The organism is Kaistia adipata DSM 17808 (genome assembly GCF_000423225.1).
Taxonomy (GTDB): Bacteria; Pseudomonadota; Alphaproteobacteria; order Rhizobiales; family Kaistiaceae; genus Kaistia; species Kaistia adipata.
In genome coordinates, this window is sequence record NZ_KE383991.1 from 533,701 (window position 1) to 552,667 (window position 18,967).

Sequence of the window (18,967 nt, forward strand, 5' to 3'; positions counted from 1 at the left end):
AAACACGACAGGGAACCGACACCCGATGCTGCCGCCCAACTACTTCGAAGCGATGGACTATCCCGGAATCATCCGCGATTACGGCCGCCCGGAGCGCTTCGTCGAGCGCTTCACGGCGCTCAGCCGCGACGAGCTGCGTGCGATCCAGAACGAGCGTTTCCTGAAGATCGTCGCCTTCGCTTGGAAGATCCCGTTCTACCAGCGGCTCTGGGGCGCCAAGGGTGTGGAGCCCGGCGACATCCGTTCGATCGAGGACATCGTCAAGCTGCCGGCCTATTCGAAGTCCGACCTGATGGCCTCGGTCGAGGCGCATCCCCCAATCGGCGACTTCCACGGCCTCGACGCCTATCCCGCCGACCAGCGCCCGCCCCTCGTCTTCCAGACCACCAGCGGCACGACAGGCAAGCCGCAGCCGCTCCTCTTCGGCGCGAAGAGCCGCGAGATCCAGAACCTCCTGCTCGGCCGCTTCTATGCGCTGCAGGGCATCACGCGGGACGACATCGTCCACTCCGTGTACGGCCACGGCATGGTCAATGGCGGTCACTATGTCCGTGAATCGATCCTGCACTGGGTCGGCGCGCAGATGATGACGGCCGGCACCGGCGTCGAGACGCGCTCCGCCAACCAGGTCGGCCTGATGAAGGAATTCGGCGCCACAGCGATCGTCGGCTTCGGCGACTACATCAAGCGCCTGTCCGACGTCGCCCGCGAAGCCGGCCTCGAGCCCGGCCGGGACATCCCGGTCCGCGTGATCTCCGGCCATATGGGCGCGGAAAGCCGCGAGACCATGAGCCGCGCCTGGGGCGGCTCGCAGGTGTTCGACTGGTACGGCGTCGGCGACACCGGCGCGATCGCCGGCGAAGGCCCCGACCTTTCCGGCATGTATGTGCAGGAAGACGCCCAGTATCTGGAAATCCTCGACATCGCGACGGGCGCGCCGGTCGCCGACGGCGAGAGCGGCGACATGGTCTGCACCTGCCTGTTCAAGGACGACGTCTTCCCGATCATCCGCTTCAACACGCACGACGTCTCGGCGTTCAAGACCGATTCCTCGCCGCTCGGCCTCAACCTCCGCCGCATCGTCGGCTTCCTCGGCCGCAGCGACAACATGGTCAAGCTGCGCGGCATCAACATCTATCCGACCGGCATCGGCGCCCTTCTGACCGAGAACCACGCCGATCTGATGAGCGAGTATGTATGCCAGGTCGAGCGCGTCGGCGGACGCGACGAGATGACGGTGCATATCGAGGCGAGCGGCGCGCTCGACCGGCCGACCGAGGCCTATGAGGCGCTGCTCAAGACCCGCCTCGGCGTCGAGATCGCGGTCAAGCTGGCCGCGCCGGGCGCGCTGGTCCACCTGACGCAGATCGAGGTGCGCCAAAAGCCGATCCGCCTGATCGACAACCGCAAAGACGCGTCATGAGCGACCTGCCGAGCGCCACGACGCTGGCCGGCGATCTCGCGGCCGGGCGGACGAGCTCGGCCGCGCTGACGCGGGCCGCGCTCAACCGCATCGCCGCGACCAACGACGACTGGCACATCTTCATCACCGTCGCGCCGGAGACGGCGCTGACGGAGGCGGCGGCGAGCGACGCGCGGCGCGCCGCCGGCCGTCCGCTCGGCCCGCTCGACGGCGTGCCGATCGCGGTGAAGGACAATATCGACGTCGCCGGCATGCCGACGACGGCCGGCATCGCCGCCTATCGCGACCGCGTGCCGGCGGAAGACGCCGGCGTCATCGCCCGGCTGCGCGCGGCCGGCGCCGTGCTGCTCGGCAAGCTCAACCTGCACGAAGGGGCACTCGGCGCGACGACCGACAACCCGACCTATGGCCGCTGCGAGAACCCGCGCGTGCCGGGCTGCACGCCGGGCGGCTCCAGCGGCGGCTCCGGCGCGGCGGTGGCGGGCGATCTCGCCGCCATCACGCTCGGAACCGACACGATGGGCTCGGTCCGCATCCCCGCTGCCTATTGCGGCACATGGGGACTGAAGCCGACCCGCGGCCTCATCGGCAATTCCGGCCTCACCTATCTCTCCTGGACACTCGACACGATCGGCCCGCTCGCCCATTCGCCCGCCGACCTCGCGCTCGCCATCGCCGCCATGGCGGGAGCGGACGCGAGGGATCCGCGCAGCGTCGCAGCGCCGGCCGGATGGGACCCGACGCCCGTTCCGGCCGACCTCGCGGGAGTGGTGCTGGGACGCCCCTCCGTCGTCGACGCCGTGCCCTGCGAAGAGGAAGTGCGCGCCGCCTATGACGCGCTGCTCGCCCGCGCCGAGCGGGCCGGCGCGACCATCCGCGACGTGACGATCCCGGGCTGGGATACCGGCAAGGCCCGCCGCGCCGGGCTGCTGATTTCCGAGGCCGAAGCCGGCAGCCTGCTCGCCCACGATCTCGACACGCTCGGCGCCGGCTTCTCGGACGGCTTCCGCAGTTTCCTGAACTATGGCCGCAAGGCGCCCGGCGAGCGGATCGCCGCCGCTTACTGGGCGCTGGAGCAGCTCGGCCATGCCGCGCGGCAGTCGCTTGACGGCGTCGACGCGCTGATCCTGCCGACGGCGCCACAGCGCGCTTTCCCGCACGGATCGCCCGCACCGGCCGACCAGGCCGACTTCACCGCGCTCGCCAATATCGCCGGCCTGCCCGCCGTCGCCTTCCCACTGCCGGGCGACAAGCCGAACTCCGCCCAGCTCGTCGGCCCCGCCTTCGCGGAAGGCCGCCTGCTCGGCATCGCCTCTGCGCTTTCGGAGATGACAAGCTGATGATCGACGACCCGCTCGACTTCGTCGCCGCCGCCGGCCGGGAGGCCATTCAGGCCAGCAACGCCGAGGCCGCCATCCACACCATCATGCGCCGCGCCTCGGAGCTCGGCGATCCGGACGCGCATACCCGTCCGGGCGCGCTCGATCCGGGCCAGAAGCAGTTCTACGTGTCCGGCGGCTTCATGATCACGCCGGACCGGGACTATCTGATGCTGGTCGGCAATACCGGTTTTCCCGCCGAGCAGAGGCGCCTGATGGTGCCGATCGACGGCGGCAATCCGGGCTGGGTGGTCGCCAACCGGAAGTCGCTGGTGCTGCCGAACACCGACGAGGACCGCTCGTTCCGGCAATATCTGAAGACATCGCGCATGGGATCGGCGCTCTATGCCCCCATGCTCTGGGAGGGTGAAATCCTCGGCCTGATCCTCGTGGCGGCGCAGGCGCGCAACACGCTGAGCAGCGCGGATCTCGCCATCCTGGATGCGCTGGCGCCGCTCGCCGCCGCGAGCTGGGTCGCCAAGGGCGGTCCGGCCTGGATGGCCTCGACCTATCCGCCGGCCGACGCCTGGCGCGCTTCCTCGGAAGGATTGAAATGACCTGTGCCGCTCCCGTCGCCGACATCCTCGCGACGCTCCGCGCCTCCGGCGAGCTCGACAGCCTGCTGGACGACACTCTGACGCTCGATCTTGTCGAGACCATCCTGACGGAAGCCACGCGTTTTGCCGCCGAGGCGATCGCGCCGCTGAACGCCATCGCCGATCGCAATGGCCCGCATCTCGCTGAGGGCGTCGTCACGACCTCGCCTGGCTGGAAGGCGCTCTACACCGACTGGCGGACGTCGGGCTGGAACGCCCTCTCGGCTCCCGAGGCCTGGGGCGGACAGGAACTGCCCGGCATCGTGCAGGCGGCCTGCCGCGAGATCTGGAATTCGGCGTCGATGTCGTTCGGCATCGGCCCGACCCTGACCGAGGGCGCCATCGAGGCCCTGATCAGCCATGCGCCGGAAGCCCTGCAGCGGCTCTATCTGCCCCGCCTCGTCTCCGGCGAGTGGATGGGCACGATGAACCTGACCGAGCCGCAATCGGGCTCGGATCTCTCGGGCATCCGTACCCGCGCCGAAGCTGCCGACGACGGCACCTACCGGATCTTCGGCCAAAAGATCTTCATCACCTATGGCGAGCATGACCTGACGGAGAATATCGTCCATCTCGTGTTGGCGCGGTTGCCGGGAGCCCCCGAGGGGACCCGCGGCATCTCGCTGTTCCTGGTGCCGAAATTCCTCGTCAATCCGGACAGCTCGCTGGGCGAACGCAACGACCTCGTCTGCGTCGGCCTGGAGCACAAGCTCGGCCTGCACGGCTCGCCGACCTGCACCATGGCGTTCGGCGAGGCGGGCGGCGCGATCGGCTATCTGATCGGCGAGGAGAATCGTGGCCTGAACTGCATGTTCACCATGATGAACAACACCCGCCTCGCCGTCGGCATCCAGGGCGTCGGCGTCGCCGAGCGCGCCTACCAGAAGGCCCGTGCCTTCGCCGCCGAGCGCCGCCAGGGACGCGCCGACCCGGCGGTCAAGGAACCGTCGCCGATCCTCGCCCATCCCGACGTCCAGCGCATGCTCCTGACCATGAAGGCGCAGACGGCGGCGGCGCGCGGCATCTGCTACAGGGCGGCGGCCGCCATCGACCGCAGCGAGCACGCCGAGGACGAGGCAGAGCGACGGCGCGCGCTGGCGATCGCCTCGCTGCTGACGCCGATCGCCAAGTCGTTCGCCACCGACACCGGCGTCGAGGTCGCGTCGCTCGGCGTCCAGGTGCATGGCGGCATGGGCTATATCGAGGAGACGGGGGCTGCCCAGTATTATCGCGATGCCCGCATTGCCCCGATCTACGAGGGCACCAACGGCATCCAGGCGATCGATCTGGTCACCCGCAAGATCGGCCAGGAGGACGGCGGCGTCATCGCAGCGCTCATCGCCGAGATGGAGACGGTGCTCGCGGCATCGACCAGGGAAGCCGACAATCGTCACCTTCGCGCGGCCGTGGAAATCCTCCGCGCCACGTCCCGTCACTTGCTGGACGGGATGGCCGGCGGACGGCGGGACGAGGTTCTGGCGTCGGCGACACCCTATCTCCGGCTGTTCGCCCTGACTCTCGGCGGCATCGAGTTGCTGAAGCTGGCCAACGCGGCCGGCGATGCGGCGCCGGCCCGCCGCCTGCTGTCGCGCTTCTTCAACGCGACGCTCGCCAGCACCATCCCGGGCCTCGGCCAGTCGATCCTGAACGGCGCGCCCCTGAACCCGGCCGAGGCGGATAGCGCCCTGAGCTGAACGTCCCGTCTGACAGGTTGGAAGCGAAACGGGCCCGCCATCCCTGAGGGAGGCGGGCCCGAGCCTTTTCAGTCGACGCGATACGCTGCCATGCGGCAGGCGACGTCGATCCCGGTTACGACGCCTTGTGGGCGAAGACCTGGATCTCGACCTTGAGCGCCGGATCGGCGAGCTTGGCCTCGACGGTGGCGCGGGCCGGCGCCGAACCGGGGGCGAGCCACTTGTCCCAGACGGCGTTCATGGCGTCGAAGTCCCCAATGTCCGGCAGCCAGATGTAGGCATAGAGGGCATCGGCCTTGGAGACGCCGGCATCGGCCAGCAGGCGGTCGATCTTCGCCAGCACGTCGGCGGTCTGGCCGGCGACGTCGAGCGTCTTGTCATCGGCGACCTGGCCGGAGACGACGACCATCGAGCCGGAGGCGGGCCAGGTGACGACGCCGCTCATGCGCTGGTTCTGGTGCAGACGAGTGATCATGAAATGTCCTCTCTCGTTCAGGGGTTATTGGTAACGGGTGCCCGAAAAGGCGGAAATGTCGACGGCCGGCCGACGCCCGGCGACCAGATCGGCGAGAACGCCGGCCGCGCCGCAGGACATGGTCCAGCCGAGCGTGCCGTGTCCGGTATTGAGGTAGAGATTGCTGATGCCGGTCTTGCCGATGACCGGCGGACCATCCGGCGTCATCGGGCGCAAGCCGCTCCAGCGCTCCGCATTGGCGATCGCCTCGCGGGAAATCTTCGGGTACAGCGCCTGCGCCACATATTCGAGCCCCTTGTAGCGGTGCTCCGGGCGCGAAAGATTGTAGCCGGCCAGTTCGGCGGTTCCGCCGACGCGGATGCGGTCGCCGAGATAGGTGACGCCGATCTTGAACGTCTCGTCCGAGACGGTCGAATGCGGCCCGATCGCGTCGCTATCCGCCTGGATCGTCAGCGAATAGCCCTTGAGCGGATAGATCGGCAGCTTGATCCCGAGCGGGGCCAGCAGCCTGGCGCTACCGACGCCGAGACAGGTGACGACCGCGTCGCAGCTGTATTCGTCCTTGTCCGTGATCACGGAGCGGACGCGATCGCCGCTGACCTTCAGCTCTCGGATCGTCTCGCCATAGCGGAAGCTGACGCCGTCCTGCACGCATTGCGCGGCGAGCGCCTGCGTGAAGCGGTGGCAGTCGCCGGTCTCGTCGCCAGGCAGGAGCGCCGCGCCGACGATGCCGTTCTCGCGGATGGCGAGGTTCGGCTCGCGAAGCGCCAGCGCATCGGGGCGCAGCGTCTCGGCCGGCACGCCCATCGCGGCGAGGGTCTTCATGTCGCGCTCGTAGATGCCGAGCTGCTTCTCGGAGCGGAACAGCACCAGCGTGCCGCGGTCGCGCCCGTCATAGTCGATCTGGATCGCGCTGCGCAGCTCGCGGAAGCGGTCGCGGCTGTATTCGCCGATCGCCACCATCGCCCGCTTGGAGCGCTCATATTGCTCCGGCGAGGCGGCGCGCCACATGCGCCACAGCCAGCGGACCATTTCCGGATCGGGAAACTTGCTGATGATGAGCGGCGGGTATTTCTCGAACATCCAGTGCAGCGCCTTGCCGACCAGGCCGGGAACCGCCCAGGGGGCGGAAAGCGCCGGCGATATCTGGGCGGCGTTGGCGTAGCTGGTGCCGAGACCGGCGGCGGGCTCCTTCTCCAGGAGGACGACCTCATGCCCTTCCTGACGAAGGGCATAGGCCGTTGTGACGCCGATGACTCCGCCACCGAGCACAATGATACGCATATGAAAGTCTCCAGAATGAACTGTGCTCGGTGGGGCCGGCCCGAGAGGCCGGGCCCTCCCTGGTCAGGGCGAGGCGGCGCCCATCATATTATTGGAATTTCGACTTTCCGAGGAATTCGGCGAGCCGCTGCGACTTCGGGTTGTGGAACATTTCCTTCGGGTCGCCCTCTTCGGCGATCACGCCATGCTCCATGAAGATGACCTTGCTCGACACCTGGTAGGCAAAGCGCATCTCGTGGGTGACGAGCAGCATGGTCATGCCGTCATTGGCCAGGTCCTGAATGACGTTCAGGACCTCGTTGACGAGTTCCGGATCGAGCGCCGAGGTGACCTCGTCGAACAGCATCAGCTTCGGGTTCATGGCGATGGCGCGGGCGATGGCCACGCGCTGCTGCTGTCCGCCGGAAAGCTGGATCGGATAGTGGTTCTTGCGCTGGGACATGCCCACGCGCTCCAGCCACTTCTCGGCAACGGATATCGCCTCGTCCTTGCCCATGCCGCGGGTCTTGCGCAGGCCGAGCGTGACGTTGCCGAGGGCCGTCATGTGCGGGAAGAGGTTGAACTGCTGGAACGCCATGCCGGTCAGGGCGCGGTTCTTGGCGCGCTCGCGCTCGGGAAGGGCAACGCGCTTGCCGTTGCTGGTCTTGTAGCCGATGAGCTGCCCGTCGATGCGGATGTCGCCGCCCTGGAACTCCTCGAGCAGGTTGATGCAGCGCAGCAGCGTCGTCTTGCCGGAGCCGGAGGAACCGATGATCGAGACGACCTCACCCGGCTTCATGGACAGGTCGACGCCCTTGATGACCTCGAGCGGGCCATAGCTTTTGCGGAGGCCTGAGATTTCGAGAATGCTGTTCATGATGGATTTCCTCAGAATGCCAGACGCTTTTCGACCAGCTTGCCGAACTTCGACAGGGTGAGGTTGATGGCGAAATAGATCAGGCCGCAGACCAGGTAGAACTCGGCGTTCATGAAGTTGCGCGAGACGATCTGCTGCGTCGTGAGCAGCAGTTCCGGGACGCTGATGACGGCGAGGAGCGACGAGGCCTTGACGATCTCGACCGCCGCGTTGATCCAGGCCGGCAGGGCCTGGCGCAGCACCTGCGGCAGCAGCACGTAGAACAGGATCTTCGGGAAGGTCAGGCCAATGCTCTTGGCGGCCTCGGACTGGCCCGGCGGCACGGCGGCCAGGCCGCCGCGGAACACTTCGGCCACATGCGCCGTGCAGAAGGCCGACAACGCAAGAATGCCGGCGCCGGTCGACGACAGGCCGAGGCCCGCGAGCGGCACGATGTAGAAGCTCGCCAGCATCAGCACCAGCACCGGCGTGCCGCGGATGAAGTCGAGGTAGATCCAGCCGCAGATGCGGGCCGGCATCCGGCCGTAGAACATCATCAGGCCCAGCAGCGAGCCGAAGACGCTGCCGATCGCGATGGCCTGGAACGAGACGGTGATCGTCGCGATCGAGCCCTGCAGCAGGCGGGGCCAGACATTGGCCAGTTCGACGAAGAAGGCGGAAAGATCCATGACCGTCACCTCTTGATGACCAGACGCGCCTCGAGGAGGCGGAGCAGCGAGGCAATGGTGAAGGTTGCCGCCACGTAGAGCAGGCTGGTGACGATCCACGTCTCGATGATGCGGAAGCTCTCCACATTGATCTTGCGGGCGTAGAAGGTCAGCTCCGGCACCGCGATCGCGGCCGCCAGCGACGTATCCTTGAAGAGCGAAATGAACGCGTTGCCCATCGAGGGCAGCGTCGAGCGCAGCATCAGCGGAATGATGATCGAGAGGCGGATCTGCATCGGGCGCAGGCCGACGGCGAGCCCCGCCTCGGTCATGCCCTTCGGGATCGCCTGCAGGCCGCCGCGGAACACTTCCGCCAGATTGGCGCCGGCATAAATCGACAACGCCGCGACGAACGACGTGATCTTGCTGAAGCGGATGCCCAGCTGCGGCAGAGCGAAGAACATGAAGAAGATGACGAGGAGGATCGGGATGTTTCGGATGAAGGAAACATAGAGACCCGCGATCCAGGCGGTCGGCTTATTCTTCGAAACCAGACCGAACGCCACGATGCCGCCGATCACAACTCCGATCAGAATCGACAATGCCGCCAGCGAGAGACCGATCCCGAGGCCGTACAGCAGGGTGTCGAAGTTGCGCCAGATCGGCACAAAGTCAAATGAGTAGTTCATTCACGTTTCCGTCGAAGCTGTCGATGGCGACCGAATGCGCCGCCCTCCCCGCCGGAGAGAGCGGCGCCCACGCATGCTTCCGTCCTGTCCGATGGCCCCGCAAGCGGCGCCACCGGACAGCGAACCGTCCCGACTAGCGGAATTCGACGGGCGCACCGATCGCCGGCGGGGCCAGCTCGATGCCGAAATACTCGTTATAGGCCTTGGCGTAGTCGTCGAAGTTGACGCCGGCGATGGCCTCCTGGATGGCCGTATTCAGCCAGTTCAGCCACTCCTGGTCGCCCTTCTTGACGGCGCAGGAATAGGTCATCGGCTGCCAGTAGTAGCCGATGTCGATGTACTTCGCCGGATCCTGCTTGACGAGCCAGCGGATGTTCGAGGCGTCGATGACCGCCGCGTCGACGCGGCCGCTGTTGACGGCCTGGGCCACGAGGTCCTGGCTCTCATACTGGTCGACCGTCGCCTCGGGCAGCGTCTTGTGCGTGAACTCCTCGGCGAAGACGTTCTGCAGCATGGAGACGGTCACCGAGCTGCCGGCGGCCTTGAGCTCCTCGAGCGTCTTGTACTTCGAGTTCGGGCTGACCAGGAGGCCGACACCTTCGCGATAATAGGGCGCGGTGAACTCGACCTGCAGGGCGCGCTGCGGCGTCACGGTGATGAACTGGCAGGTGATGTCGACCTTGTCGGTCACCAGGTTCGCGATGCGCGCGTCGGCCGACTGGTCGACGAACTCGATCTTGGTCTCGTCGTTGAAGAGGCTCTTCGCGATGATCTTCGAGATCGCGACGTCGAAGCCCTTCAGCTCGCCCTTCTCGTCGATGTAGTGCCACGGCGCATTGGTGCTGCCGGTGCCGACAACGATCTTCCCGCGCTTCTGCACGTCCTCGAGCTTGCCAGCGAAGGCGGCGCTGCCCGATGCGGCCACGGCTGCGGCGGCGATCAAGGTTGCTGCGAGCGATTTTTTCATTGCACGTCCCCTCTTTCTCTTACAAGAGACATATGTCCTTGTAAGGACGAGTATTCACTATAGGGGACATGGCGTGTCAAGCGCGTTTGTGAAAAATGAAAACGACAGGGGGAATCAGATGCAGCGCGCCAAGGGAACCGACCGCATCCTGGACATTCTCGATTTTTTCGAGAGTTCGGACGGGCCAGCGACGAGGAACGCCATCGCCAGCGCCATCTCCTGTCCGCGTTCGACGCTGTATACGCTTGTGGATATGTTGATCGATCGGGGCTGGCTGGCGCAAACGGCCGACGGGCTCATTTCGCCCGGCAACAAGTTCGCGCGGATGGGTTTCGCCTATTCCCGCCACGCGAAATTCGAGCAGATCGCGCGCGAGATCCTCGGCAACCTGGCCCGGGAGACCGGCGAGGTGATCGAGCTCAACATCATCGACAACTGGAAGCAGCTGATCGTGCTGTCGGCCACGCTCAAGGAGCACAGCTACCTGCGCACCGTCGAAGGCGCCATGGTGCCGGTGCCGGCCACGGCGGCGGCGCGGGTCCTGCTCTCCGACGTCCCGGCGGCGATCATCGCCAGGCATGTGCCGGCCAGCGATTTCACGCTGAATTCCGGCGTCCGGATCTCGCTCGACGAGTTCATGGCCGAGATCGAGCAGGCCAGGATCGACGGCTATTTCGTCGGCTACAAGCTCATCGACGACTTCGTCAGCACCATCGCCGTGCCGATCTTCAACCGGCGCAGCGAGCGAATCGGCGCGGTCAGCATCGTCATGCCGACCTCGCACCTGGAATCCCGCACGCAGGAGCTGGTCGAGAAGCTCGCCCGGACCGCCGAGCAGGTCAGCGACTTCCTCCGCCTGACGCCCTGGGACCTCGGCCAGAGCGCCTATGAAAAGCTGATGGCCGCGAGCGCGGCCTGAGGCCCGAGGGCCTCGCCTACTCGCAGAATCTCAAGGCTTCCGGGCATCGGACCACCGAGCGACAGCATGTATCGGGACGATGGTGCGGGCGGCGGGGATCGAACCCGCATGACCGAGGTCGAGGGATTTTAAGTCCCTTGCGTCTACCAGTTTCGCCACGCCCGCAGCGGCGGCTTTCTGCCATTTCCGGAAGGGGTTGGATAGCCTCCTTGCACAACCGCCGCGCCGGTTGTGCAAATCCGCCGCTGGCGGCCTGGGCGGCGGCGGCCTTCCAGCAGCAAGCGCCGCCTGCTACATCCCGGATCGGGTGAACGTGGCACCACGACGGCTCGCCCCTGATTCTCTGCTCCGAGCCAAAGAGGTGCTTCCATGACCGAACCCGCTTCCCATCGCCATGCCCTGCCGCTGGAGCCGCTCGCCGTGCTCGGCCGCGTTCCCGCGATCGGCAGCGTCCTGATCGGCATCCGGGCCGGCGGCGCGCTGCTCGAGGGAATCGGGACGATCGAGAGCGTCGGCGAAGAGGCCGGCGACATCGTGCTTCGTGGCCCCGGCCGGGAGACGCGAATCGCCGCCGATGCGATCGCCCAGGTCGTCATCGACCAGATGGCGATGAAGACCGTCATGCCGTTCATCGAGCTCTTCGACGCCGACGGCAACGCCCTCGCCAAGATCACGGCGCTGGACGGGCTGGAGCCTTTCGACGCCGCGCTCGAAGGCATCGCCCGCACACCGCTCGCCGCCGCAGCTCCCGCCGCCCGCCCGGCGCCCGGCGAGGGCGAACCGGCCGACGGGCCCCTCAAGGCAGCCGCCGACGCCGGCAAACCGGTGACGCTGGCAGCAAAGAAGCCCGGCATATCGCATCGCTGGACCGGCACGATCTCCGGGGCCTCCTTCAGCCACGGCTTCCTGAACCTGATCCAGCCCGACATGCACCTGCATGTCCGCGCCGGCGCGATCGCCGACTGGCGCGAGGGCCCGGACGGCACGTTCGGCGCACTCGACGCCGACGGCAAGGCAATCGGCCTGACCCTGACGGCCTGAGCGTTTGCCTCACGCTGCGCGCGCGAGTCCCTCGCGCTCGCAGAAGCGGATGATCAGCTCGGCAAGCTCCAGCACGGGGCGGCGCGCGCCCGGCGCCATGCGCAAGGCGAGCTCGGTCGGTGGCACGGAAGGAAACCCGTCCGCCGGCGCCAGGACACGATAGCCCGGCTTCTGCGCCCGCGCCTCGATCAGGGCGACGCCCAATCCCCCCGAAATCGCCGCCTCGACGCCGATCAGGCTGGCGCTCTCATAGGCGACGCGCCAGCGCCGGCCGGATGCCTCGAGCGCATGGACGGCGCGGTTGCGATAGCGGCAGCCCTGCGGGAAGGCGATCAGCGGCACGGGATCGGCGCGGCGCCAGTCGCGCCCCTCGCCGCCTACCCAGAGCAGTTGCTCGCGCCACGCGCCCTCGGCCGGACCGCCATCGGCGTCGCGCTTCACGAGCACGATGTCGAGATCGCCCCGTTCCAGCCCCGTTTCCAGCGCCACCGACAGATCGCAGCGGACGTCGAGCCGGCAATCCGGACGCATCTTCGAGAAGTGCGACACCAGCCCGGTCAGCTCGGCAATGGCAAAATCCTCCGTGAGGCCGAGGCGCACCTGCTCGACGGAAGCGGCAGCGCCCACGGCGCTGCGCGCCTCTTCGGAAAGGGCGAGGATGCGGCGCGCATAGCCGACCAGCCGCTCGCCCTCGGCGGTGAGCCGCACCCCGCGCCCCTCACGCAGCAGGAGCGTCGCGCCGGCGGCCTCCTCGAGCTTGCGGATCTGCTGGCTGACGGTCGACTGGGTCCGGTGCACGCGCTCACCCGCCCGCGTAAACCCGCCGGAATCCACCACCGAGACGAAGGTCTTCAACAGGTCGAGCTCGAACATCGCCGCGCCTCCGGATCGATATTTCAAATGCAAGACATCCAGACATCGAATTTCATAATAGCATGGAAACGGGCTATTGCAGCGTGCAACCGGCCCGGCCGGGACTTCACCAGCGGCAGGCGGACGATGACGGATCGAATGACAGCAATCGCGGCGGCCACGGCCCCTCGTCCGGGACGCGCTGGCAATCTCGCCGGTCTCGGCATGATTGCGCTATTCTGCCTGATATGGAGCTCGGCCTTCGCGGCGGCGAAGTTCGCCCTGCCCTATGCGCCGCCGCTCTCGCTGCTTTCGAGCCGTTTCGTGGTCGCGGGCCTGCTGCTACTCGGCCTCGCCTGCGCGGCCGGCCGCTTCCAGGCGCCCGATCGAACGACGCTGGCAAAGCTCGTCGTTCTCGGCGGACTGAACAGCGCGCTGTATCTCGGCCTGAGCTTTTCCGGCATGCAGACGGTTTCCTCCGCCTTCACGGCCGTGCTGATCAGCGCCAACCCGCTTCTGACGGCGCTGCTGGCGGCGCCGATGCTCGGCGAGCGGCTGACACCGCTGAAGCTCGGCGGCCTGCTGCTCGGCATGATCGGCGTCGCCATCGTGCTGCGCTCGCGGCTTTCGGGCGGCACCGAGGACTGGCACGGCACGCTGCTGGTGCTGGCCGGCCTGCTCTCGCTCGTTGCCGGCACGGTCTTGTTCAAGGCGTGGAAGCCGGCGGGCGATCTCTGGACCGGCACGGCGATCCAGTCGTTCGCCGCCGGCATCCTGCTCTTGCCCGTCGCGCTGGCGCTGGAAGATCCGGCCGCGATCCAGTTCACGCCGTCGCTGATCGGCGGCTGGCTCTATCTCGTCGGCCCCGTGTCGATCGGCGCCTATCTGCTCTGGTTCCGCCTGCTGCAGACCAAGACCGCGACCGAGGCGTCGTCGCTGCACTTCCTGATGCCGCCACTCGGCCTCGCCTTCGGCTGGCTCATCTTCCGCGAACCGGTCAGCCTGGTCGATTGCCTCGGCATCGTGCCGATCGCGCTGGGGATCGCGATGGTCACGCGCGGCTGAGGCGGAGCGGACATGAAGACGGCGGCGCCCGCGAGGGCACCGCCGCTTCCGGAATTTGCGGATCGAGACGGGCTCAGGCCTCGCCTTCGCCCTCTTCGCGCTGCGCCTTGACCTCGGCGATGAAGCCTTCGGCGTCCTGCTTGGCCGAGCGAGCATGCTCCTCGGCGTCCTTGTTGAAGCGGTCGAGCTCCATCTTCAGGCCGCTGACGGACGGCTTCTCGACGCTGTTGGCATAAGCGATCATGCGCAGCGAGACGGCCAGGTCGAGCACCATGGCGGCGAGCAGGCCGTCATCGAGCTGCTGGTCGTCGGCGTAGTCCGAGATCAGGTCATAAAGAGCGTCGCGATGCTCTTCATATTCCTCGGCAAAGGCCTCGAAATCCTCGTCGTCGGCGGGCTCGTTCGGTTCGCTCATCTTCGTAGTCTCCTAGCCGACGATCGGCGGTTGGAATGCGAGACCCATGTCCCACGGAAAATAGATCCACGTATCCTGTGACACTTCGGTGATGAATGTGTCGACGACGGGGCGGCCCATCGGCTTGGAATAGAGCGTGGCGTAGTGCGCCTTGGGCAGCATCTCGCGGACGAGGCGAGCGGTGCGGCCGGTATCGACGAGATCGTCGATGACGAGCACGCCGGCGCCCTCGCCGCCGCCGATGTTCATGACCTCGTCGCTGACCGGCTTCAGGACCTTGAGCGCGCCCTGCTCCTGATAGTCATGGTAGGAGGCGACGCAGATCGTCTCGATCATGCGGATGCCGAGCTCGCGCGCCACGATCGCCGCCGGCACGAGGCCGCCGCGCGTGACACAGACGATCGCCTGCCACTTCTGGTCACCGGAAAGGCGCCACGTCAGGGCGCGCGCGTCCCGGTGAAACTGGTCCCAGGATACGGGGAACGCCTTGTCGCTGCGAGCGTCGACCATCATTGTCTCCTGCGCGTGTTTGGAGCGGAACCTGTGTGATGCGGCTCCTTGCCATGCAATCGGGCCGGATGTCGATCCACAGAATTTGCCGTCATGTCAGCCATTCGCCTGCATCATGGCTGCCACCATCTTCTCCACCGCGGTTGCAGCCTCGTCGAGGCGGCCCGCATCGCGCGAGCGCAGCACGATGTCGGTGGCGAAGGCGCCGTCGAGCATCTTCGGATAGCTGCCGATCGACACGTCGGGAAAATCCGCCTGGATCGCACCAAGCTGGCTGGCGATCCGCCCCTCGCCCATGCCGACGGGCACGGTGCGCGACAGCATCTTCGCGCCGGTCGGGATCTTCGCCGTCACCTCGTCGAACATCGCCTGCATGATCGAGGGCACGCCGGCCATGACATGCACGTTGCCGAGCGTGAAGCCGGGCGCCTTGGAAACCTTGTTGAGGATCAGCTCGGCGCCGTCCGGGATGCGGGCCATGCGCAGCCGCGCCTCGTTGAGCTGGCCGGGCGGATAGTGGTCGGTCAGGATGGCGACGGCGCGCGGATCATGGTCGATCGGAACCCCGAAGGCGGCCGCCATCGAATCCGCCGTGATGTCGTCATGCGTCGGCCCGATGCCGCCGGTCGAGAAGACGTGGTCGTAGCGGGCGCGCAGCGCGTTCACCGCCGCGACGATCTCTTCCTCGACATCCGGGACGATCCGTACCTCGCGGATGTCGATGCCGATATTGGTGCAATATTCGGCGATGTAGCCGATGTTCTTGTCCTTGGTGCGCCCCGACAGGATCTCGTCGCCGATGACGAGGATCGCTGCGGTAACGACGGGCGCGGCTTCCGTGGCGGGTTCAGCCATTCACAAACTCCATCGGTCTGCCCCCCGGTTTAGCGCTCCCGCACCCGCCGCTCAAGGGAGCTCGGGCACGGCGGCGCAGCGTCGCGCCTGGCCGCCTTCGGCGTGAAAACTCTTGTAACTCGCCGCCCGATACGCCAGATCGGGGGCAATCCTTCAATATTCAGGCTTGTCCCGAAGGCCGCGCAGTGATGTGCTGACGGAACACGGAGTATCCTATGGTCACCTATGTCGACGCCGATGCCACCCCGCTGAGGAACACGGGGCAGATCCGCCTCTATGGCAAGGAGGCCTTCGCCGCGATGCACCGGGCTGGCCAGCTGGCGGCCGCCTGCCTCGACGGTCTCGCCGACATCGTCAAGCCGGGCGTCGCCACCGACGAGATCGACCGCTACGTCTACGAATTCGGCGCCGCCCATGGCGCGCTGCCGGCGACGCTTGGCTATCGCGGCTACACCAAGTCGACCTGCACCTCGATCAACCACGTCGTCTGCCACGGCATTCCCGACGACAAGCCGCTCAAGGACGGCGACATCGTCAATGTCGACGTCACCTACATCGTCGACGGCTGGTACGGCGATTCGAGCCGCATGTACCTGGTCGGCGACGTCAAGCGCGCCGCCGTCCGCCTGGTCGAGGTCACCTATGAATCGCTGATGCGCGGCATCGCGGCGGTGAAGCCCGGCGCCACCACCGGCGACATCGGCTACGCGATCCAGTCCTATGCCGAGGCCGAGCGCTGCAGCGTCGTGCGCGATTTCTGCGGCCATGGCGTCGGCAAGGTCTTCCACGACACGCCGAACATCCTGCACTACGGCAATCCCGGCGAGGGCGTCGAGCTGCGCCCCGGCATGATCTTCACCATCGAGCCGATGATCAATCTCGGCCGGCCGCATGTGAAGGTCCTGCGCGACGGCTGGACCGCCGTCACCCGCGATCGCTCGCTCTCGGCCCAGTTCGAGCACACCGTCGGCGTCACCGAGACGGGCTGCGAGATCTTCACGCTCTCGCCGCGCGGCTATGGCTGCCCGCCCTACCCGACAGGGGCATGAGCAGGTTCGCCGAGAACCCCGAGGATGCGCCCCATTTCCTGGGGCATCGCGAACGGCTGAAGACGCGTTTCCGCGACCAGGGCGGCGACGCCATGGCCGACTATGAGCTGCTTGAGCTGATCCTGTTCCAGGCCGTGCCGCGGCGGGACACCAAGCCGCTCGCCAAGGCGCTCATCGCCCGCTTCGGCACCTTCTCCGACGTGCTGGCGGCGCCCGAGGCGCGGCTCGTCGAGGTGCCCGGCATCGGCCCATCGGTCGCCACCCACCTCAAACTGGTGCACGCCGCCGCCACGCGCTATGCGCGCGGCGCCGTTCGGCAGCGCCCCCTGCTCGGTTCCTGGAGCGCGGTGATCGACTATTGCCGCGCCGCCATGGCCTATGAGGAAAAGGAAAAGTTCCGCATCCTCTTCCTCGACCGCAAGAACGTCCTCATCGCCGACGAAGTGCAGCAGGTCGGCACCGTCGACCACACGCCCGTCTATCCGCGCGAGGTGATGAAGCGGGCGCTGGAGCTGTCCGCGACCGCGATCGTGCTGGTGCACAACCATCCCTCCGGCGACCCCACCCCCTCACGCGCCGACATCGACATGACCAAGACCATCGTCGAGATCGCGCAGCCGCTCGGCATCGCCGTGCACGACCACATCATCGTCGGCCGCCAGGGCCATGCGAGCTTCCGCGCCCTCAAGCTGATCTGAGCGACACCGTCTGCCGGGCCGGCGGCGGCTCCGGCGCGTCCGGGGCGTGGCGCGCCTCGAGGCTCTTGGCCCCGCCGAGTTCCTCGACCAGCAGCGCCGTGATCAGGGCGCCGGCCAGACTGACCAGCGCCACCAGCATCAGGACCGCCGAGAGGCCGTACTCCGCCTTCACTACAGGAAGGAAGAAGGCGCCGAGCGCCGCACCGACCTTGGCGGAGGCCGAGGCGAGGCCGGAGCCGGCCCCGCGCAGCTGCGTCGGGAACAGCTCCGCCGGCAGCGCGAAGGTGGTCGAATGCGGGCCGGCATTCATGGCGAGATTGAACAGGATGAAGCCGGCGAAGATCACCGCCACCGCCGGATGGGCCGGGTTGCCTGCCCAGAGCGCGGCGACGAGCACCAGCATGCCGACCGTCATGCCGAGGAAGCCGGCGACCTGCGGACGCAGATGCCCATAGCGCGGCACCACCCAGAAGGCGGCGAGGAAGCCGACGACCAGGAAGATGTCGATCAGCGAGGTGCCGCCGATCTCCGAGAAATCGGCCGCGACGAGATTGCTTCGCGTCGAACCGAAATGCAGGTCCGCCAGCAGCATCGGCGTAAACAGGCCGATGCCGTAGGAGGCGATGTCCATCAGGAACCACGGCACGCAAGCAAGCGCGGTGCGGCGCCGGTAGGCGGCGCCGAACAACGCCGCGTTGCCGCGGTTCTTCACCTCCTCCGGCGCCTTGGCGACGAGATGCACCGCATCGGCGGCCCCGTCGCCGAGAGCCGCGAGCTGTTGCCGGTCGGCGACGATCACGGCCCCGATGGCGTCAGCGGCCGCGCGGTTGCGCCCCTTGCCCATCAGCCAGCGCGGGCTCTCCTGCATGAACAGGCGGCCGATCAGGAACAGCAGCGGCAGCGCCACCAGCGTCGCCATGAAGCCTCGCCACGCCGCATCGGCGTCGACGACGGCCAGGATCGCGGCGGTCAGCGCCGCCGCCACCATGAAGCCGACCGCCTGGAAGGTGATCGTGGCGACCATGACGCGGCTGCGCGTCGCCGCCGGCATCCACTCGGCGACGTAGCTGCTCGACACCGGATAGTCGATGCCGACGCCGACGCCGAACACGAAGAGGCCAAGCGTCAGCATCGTGGCGTCGCCGGCGAAGGCGGCAATCAGCGCGCCGACGATCATCACGACGGTATCGAGGAGCATCAGTGGCTTGCGGCCGAAGCGATCGGCCAGCGGACCGCCAAACGCCGCGCCCGGCACGGCACCGGCGAGCAGCGCCGCGCCGAGCAGGCCCTGCATCGCGGCATCGAGGGCGAAGCTCTGGATGAGGAGCGGCAGCGCTACGCCCAGCGTGAACACCGAGACGCCGCCGAGCATGGTGCCGCCCGTCGACAGCAGGAAGATCCAATAGTGCGGCCATCCCATCGGCGCGCGATCCAGCATGCCCAGCATGGCCTGTTGGTGGGAAGTCTGCTGCATGTCCAATCCTCATCGGCCGCCCGAGCGAGCGGCAAGTTCCGCCCACCTTTGTCGCCGCGGCAGGGATTCGCAAGAGTTG

At 67.3% G+C, this 18,967-nt stretch carries 20 protein-coding genes and 1 tRNA gene; 9 read left to right on the forward strand and 12 right to left on the reverse strand.

The features are described 5' to 3' along the window. Positions 1-25: 25 nt before the first annotated feature. From G539_RS0115400 to G539_RS0115415, 4 genes are read left to right on the forward strand one after another with little or no spacing between them, the layout of a single operon-like run. The gene (locus tag G539_RS0115400) at positions 26-1,423 is read left to right on the forward strand and encodes a phenylacetate--CoA ligase family protein (RefSeq protein ID WP_029075985.1); all 1,398 of its coding nucleotides are present in this window, start codon (positions 26-28) and stop codon (positions 1,421-1,423) included. Next, entirely contained in the window at positions 1,420-2,763 is a 1,344-nt protein-coding gene (locus G539_RS0115405; RefSeq protein ID WP_051231479.1) for an amidase, read from the forward strand. The genes G539_RS0115400 and G539_RS0115405 overlap by 4 nt, the downstream gene beginning before the upstream one ends. Next, on the forward strand, positions 2,763-3,359 hold the full coding sequence (locus G539_RS25045) for a GAF domain-containing protein (RefSeq protein ID WP_051231481.1): 597 nt from the start codon (positions 2,763-2,765) through the stop codon (positions 3,357-3,359). The genes G539_RS0115405 and G539_RS25045 overlap by 1 nt, the downstream gene beginning before the upstream one ends. Continuing rightward, entirely contained in the window at positions 3,356-5,092 is a 1,737-nt protein-coding gene (locus G539_RS0115415) for an acyl-CoA dehydrogenase family protein (protein ID WP_029075987.1), read from the forward strand. Before G539_RS25045 ends, G539_RS0115415 begins: the two co-directional genes overlap by 4 nt. Before the next feature lie 115 nt (positions 5,093-5,207). Here G539_RS0115415 and G539_RS0115420 read toward each other — a convergent pair whose 3' ends face one another. The 6 genes from G539_RS0115420 to G539_RS0115445 form a co-directional block, all read right to left on the reverse strand. Then, entirely contained in the window at positions 5,208-5,567 is a 360-nt protein-coding gene (locus G539_RS0115420; protein WP_029074845.1) for a RidA family protein, read from the reverse strand. Between the two features lie 24 nt (positions 5,568-5,591). Further along, positions 5,592-6,851 carry a D-amino acid dehydrogenase gene (locus G539_RS0115425; protein WP_029075988.1) on the reverse strand — a complete coding sequence of 420 codons (1,260 nt, stop codon included), beginning with the start codon at positions 6,849-6,851 and terminating at the stop codon, positions 5,592-5,594. A gap of 88 nt (positions 6,852-6,939) precedes the next feature. Beyond that, the gene (locus G539_RS0115430) at positions 6,940-7,707 is read right to left on the reverse strand and encodes an amino acid ABC transporter ATP-binding protein (protein WP_029075989.1); all 768 of its coding nucleotides are present in this window, start codon (positions 7,705-7,707) and stop codon (positions 6,940-6,942) included. A gap of 11 nt (positions 7,708-7,718) precedes the next feature. Further along, entirely contained in the window at positions 7,719-8,375 is a 657-nt protein-coding gene (locus G539_RS0115435; protein ID WP_029075990.1) for an amino acid ABC transporter permease, read from the reverse strand. Positions 8,376-8,380: 5 nt separating this feature from the next. After that, entirely contained in the window at positions 8,381-9,043 is a 663-nt protein-coding gene (locus tag G539_RS0115440; protein WP_029075991.1) for an amino acid ABC transporter permease, read from the reverse strand. A 133-nt stretch (positions 9,044-9,176) separates the two neighbouring features. Beyond that, positions 9,177-10,010, reverse strand: coding sequence for a transporter substrate-binding domain-containing protein (locus tag G539_RS0115445; RefSeq protein ID WP_029075992.1), 834 nt, complete (start codon positions 10,008-10,010; stop codon positions 9,177-9,179). A gap of 118 nt (positions 10,011-10,128) precedes the next feature. On the opposite strand from G539_RS0115445, the gene G539_RS0115450 reads away from it, so the two are divergent. Continuing rightward, entirely contained in the window at positions 10,129-10,929 is an 801-nt protein-coding gene (locus tag G539_RS0115450) for an IclR family transcriptional regulator (protein ID WP_029075993.1), read from the forward strand. A gap of 80 nt (positions 10,930-11,009) precedes the next feature. Here the strand turns inward: G539_RS0115450 and G539_RS0115455 are convergent. Beyond that, a tRNA-Leu gene (locus G539_RS0115455) sits at positions 11,010-11,094 on the reverse strand. Between the two features lie 204 nt (positions 11,095-11,298). On the opposite strand from G539_RS0115455, the gene G539_RS0115460 reads away from it, so the two are divergent. Then, positions 11,299-11,970: a hypothetical protein gene (locus G539_RS0115460; protein WP_029075994.1), complete on the forward strand. Its 672-nt coding sequence runs from the start codon at positions 11,299-11,301 to the stop codon at positions 11,968-11,970. Between the two features lie 9 nt (positions 11,971-11,979). Here G539_RS0115460 and G539_RS0115465 read toward each other — a convergent pair whose 3' ends face one another. Next, positions 11,980-12,843: a LysR family transcriptional regulator gene (locus tag G539_RS0115465; RefSeq protein WP_029075995.1), complete on the reverse strand. Its 864-nt coding sequence runs from the start codon at positions 12,841-12,843 to the stop codon at positions 11,980-11,982. 138 nt (positions 12,844-12,981) lie between these two features. On the opposite strand from G539_RS0115465, the gene G539_RS0115470 reads away from it, so the two are divergent. Further along, positions 12,982-13,887 (forward strand): DMT family transporter, encoded by a 906-nt coding sequence (locus tag G539_RS0115470; RefSeq protein ID WP_035831461.1) that lies wholly within the window; start codon positions 12,982-12,984, stop codon positions 13,885-13,887. 73 nt (positions 13,888-13,960) lie between these two features. Here G539_RS0115470 and G539_RS0115475 read toward each other — a convergent pair whose 3' ends face one another. The 3 genes from G539_RS0115475 to G539_RS0115485 all read right to left on the reverse strand — a co-directional run bounded on the left by G539_RS0115475 (position 13,961) and on the right by G539_RS0115485 (position 15,667). Next, positions 13,961-14,302, reverse strand: coding sequence for a hypothetical protein (locus tag G539_RS0115475; protein WP_029075997.1), 342 nt, complete (start codon positions 14,300-14,302; stop codon positions 13,961-13,963). Positions 14,303-14,314: 12 nt separating this feature from the next. Then, a complete protein-coding gene (gene gpt / locus G539_RS0115480) occupies positions 14,315-14,812 on the reverse strand; it encodes a xanthine phosphoribosyltransferase (protein WP_029075998.1) in 498 nt (165 codons plus the stop codon). 96 nt (positions 14,813-14,908) lie between these two features. Beyond that, entirely contained in the window at positions 14,909-15,667 is a 759-nt protein-coding gene (locus G539_RS0115485; protein ID WP_029075999.1) for a competence/damage-inducible protein A, read from the reverse strand. A 215-nt stretch (positions 15,668-15,882) separates the two neighbouring features. On the opposite strand from G539_RS0115485, the gene map reads away from it, so the two are divergent. Both map and radC read left to right on the forward strand, forming a co-directional pair. Next, the gene (gene map, locus G539_RS0115490; protein ID WP_029076000.1) at positions 15,883-16,716 is read left to right on the forward strand and encodes a type I methionyl aminopeptidase; all 834 of its coding nucleotides are present in this window, start codon (positions 15,883-15,885) and stop codon (positions 16,714-16,716) included. Further along, positions 16,713-17,414, forward strand: a complete 702-nt coding sequence (gene radC, locus G539_RS0115495; RefSeq protein WP_029076001.1) for a RadC family protein — start codon at positions 16,713-16,715, stop codon at positions 17,412-17,414. Before map ends, radC begins: the two co-directional genes overlap by 4 nt. Here the strand turns inward: radC and G539_RS25050 are convergent. Further along, positions 17,401-18,888, reverse strand: a complete 1,488-nt coding sequence (locus tag G539_RS25050; RefSeq protein WP_084640031.1) for an MFS transporter — start codon at positions 18,886-18,888, stop codon at positions 17,401-17,403. The genes radC and G539_RS25050 overlap by 14 nt on opposite strands. Positions 18,889-18,967 lie beyond the last annotated feature (79 nt).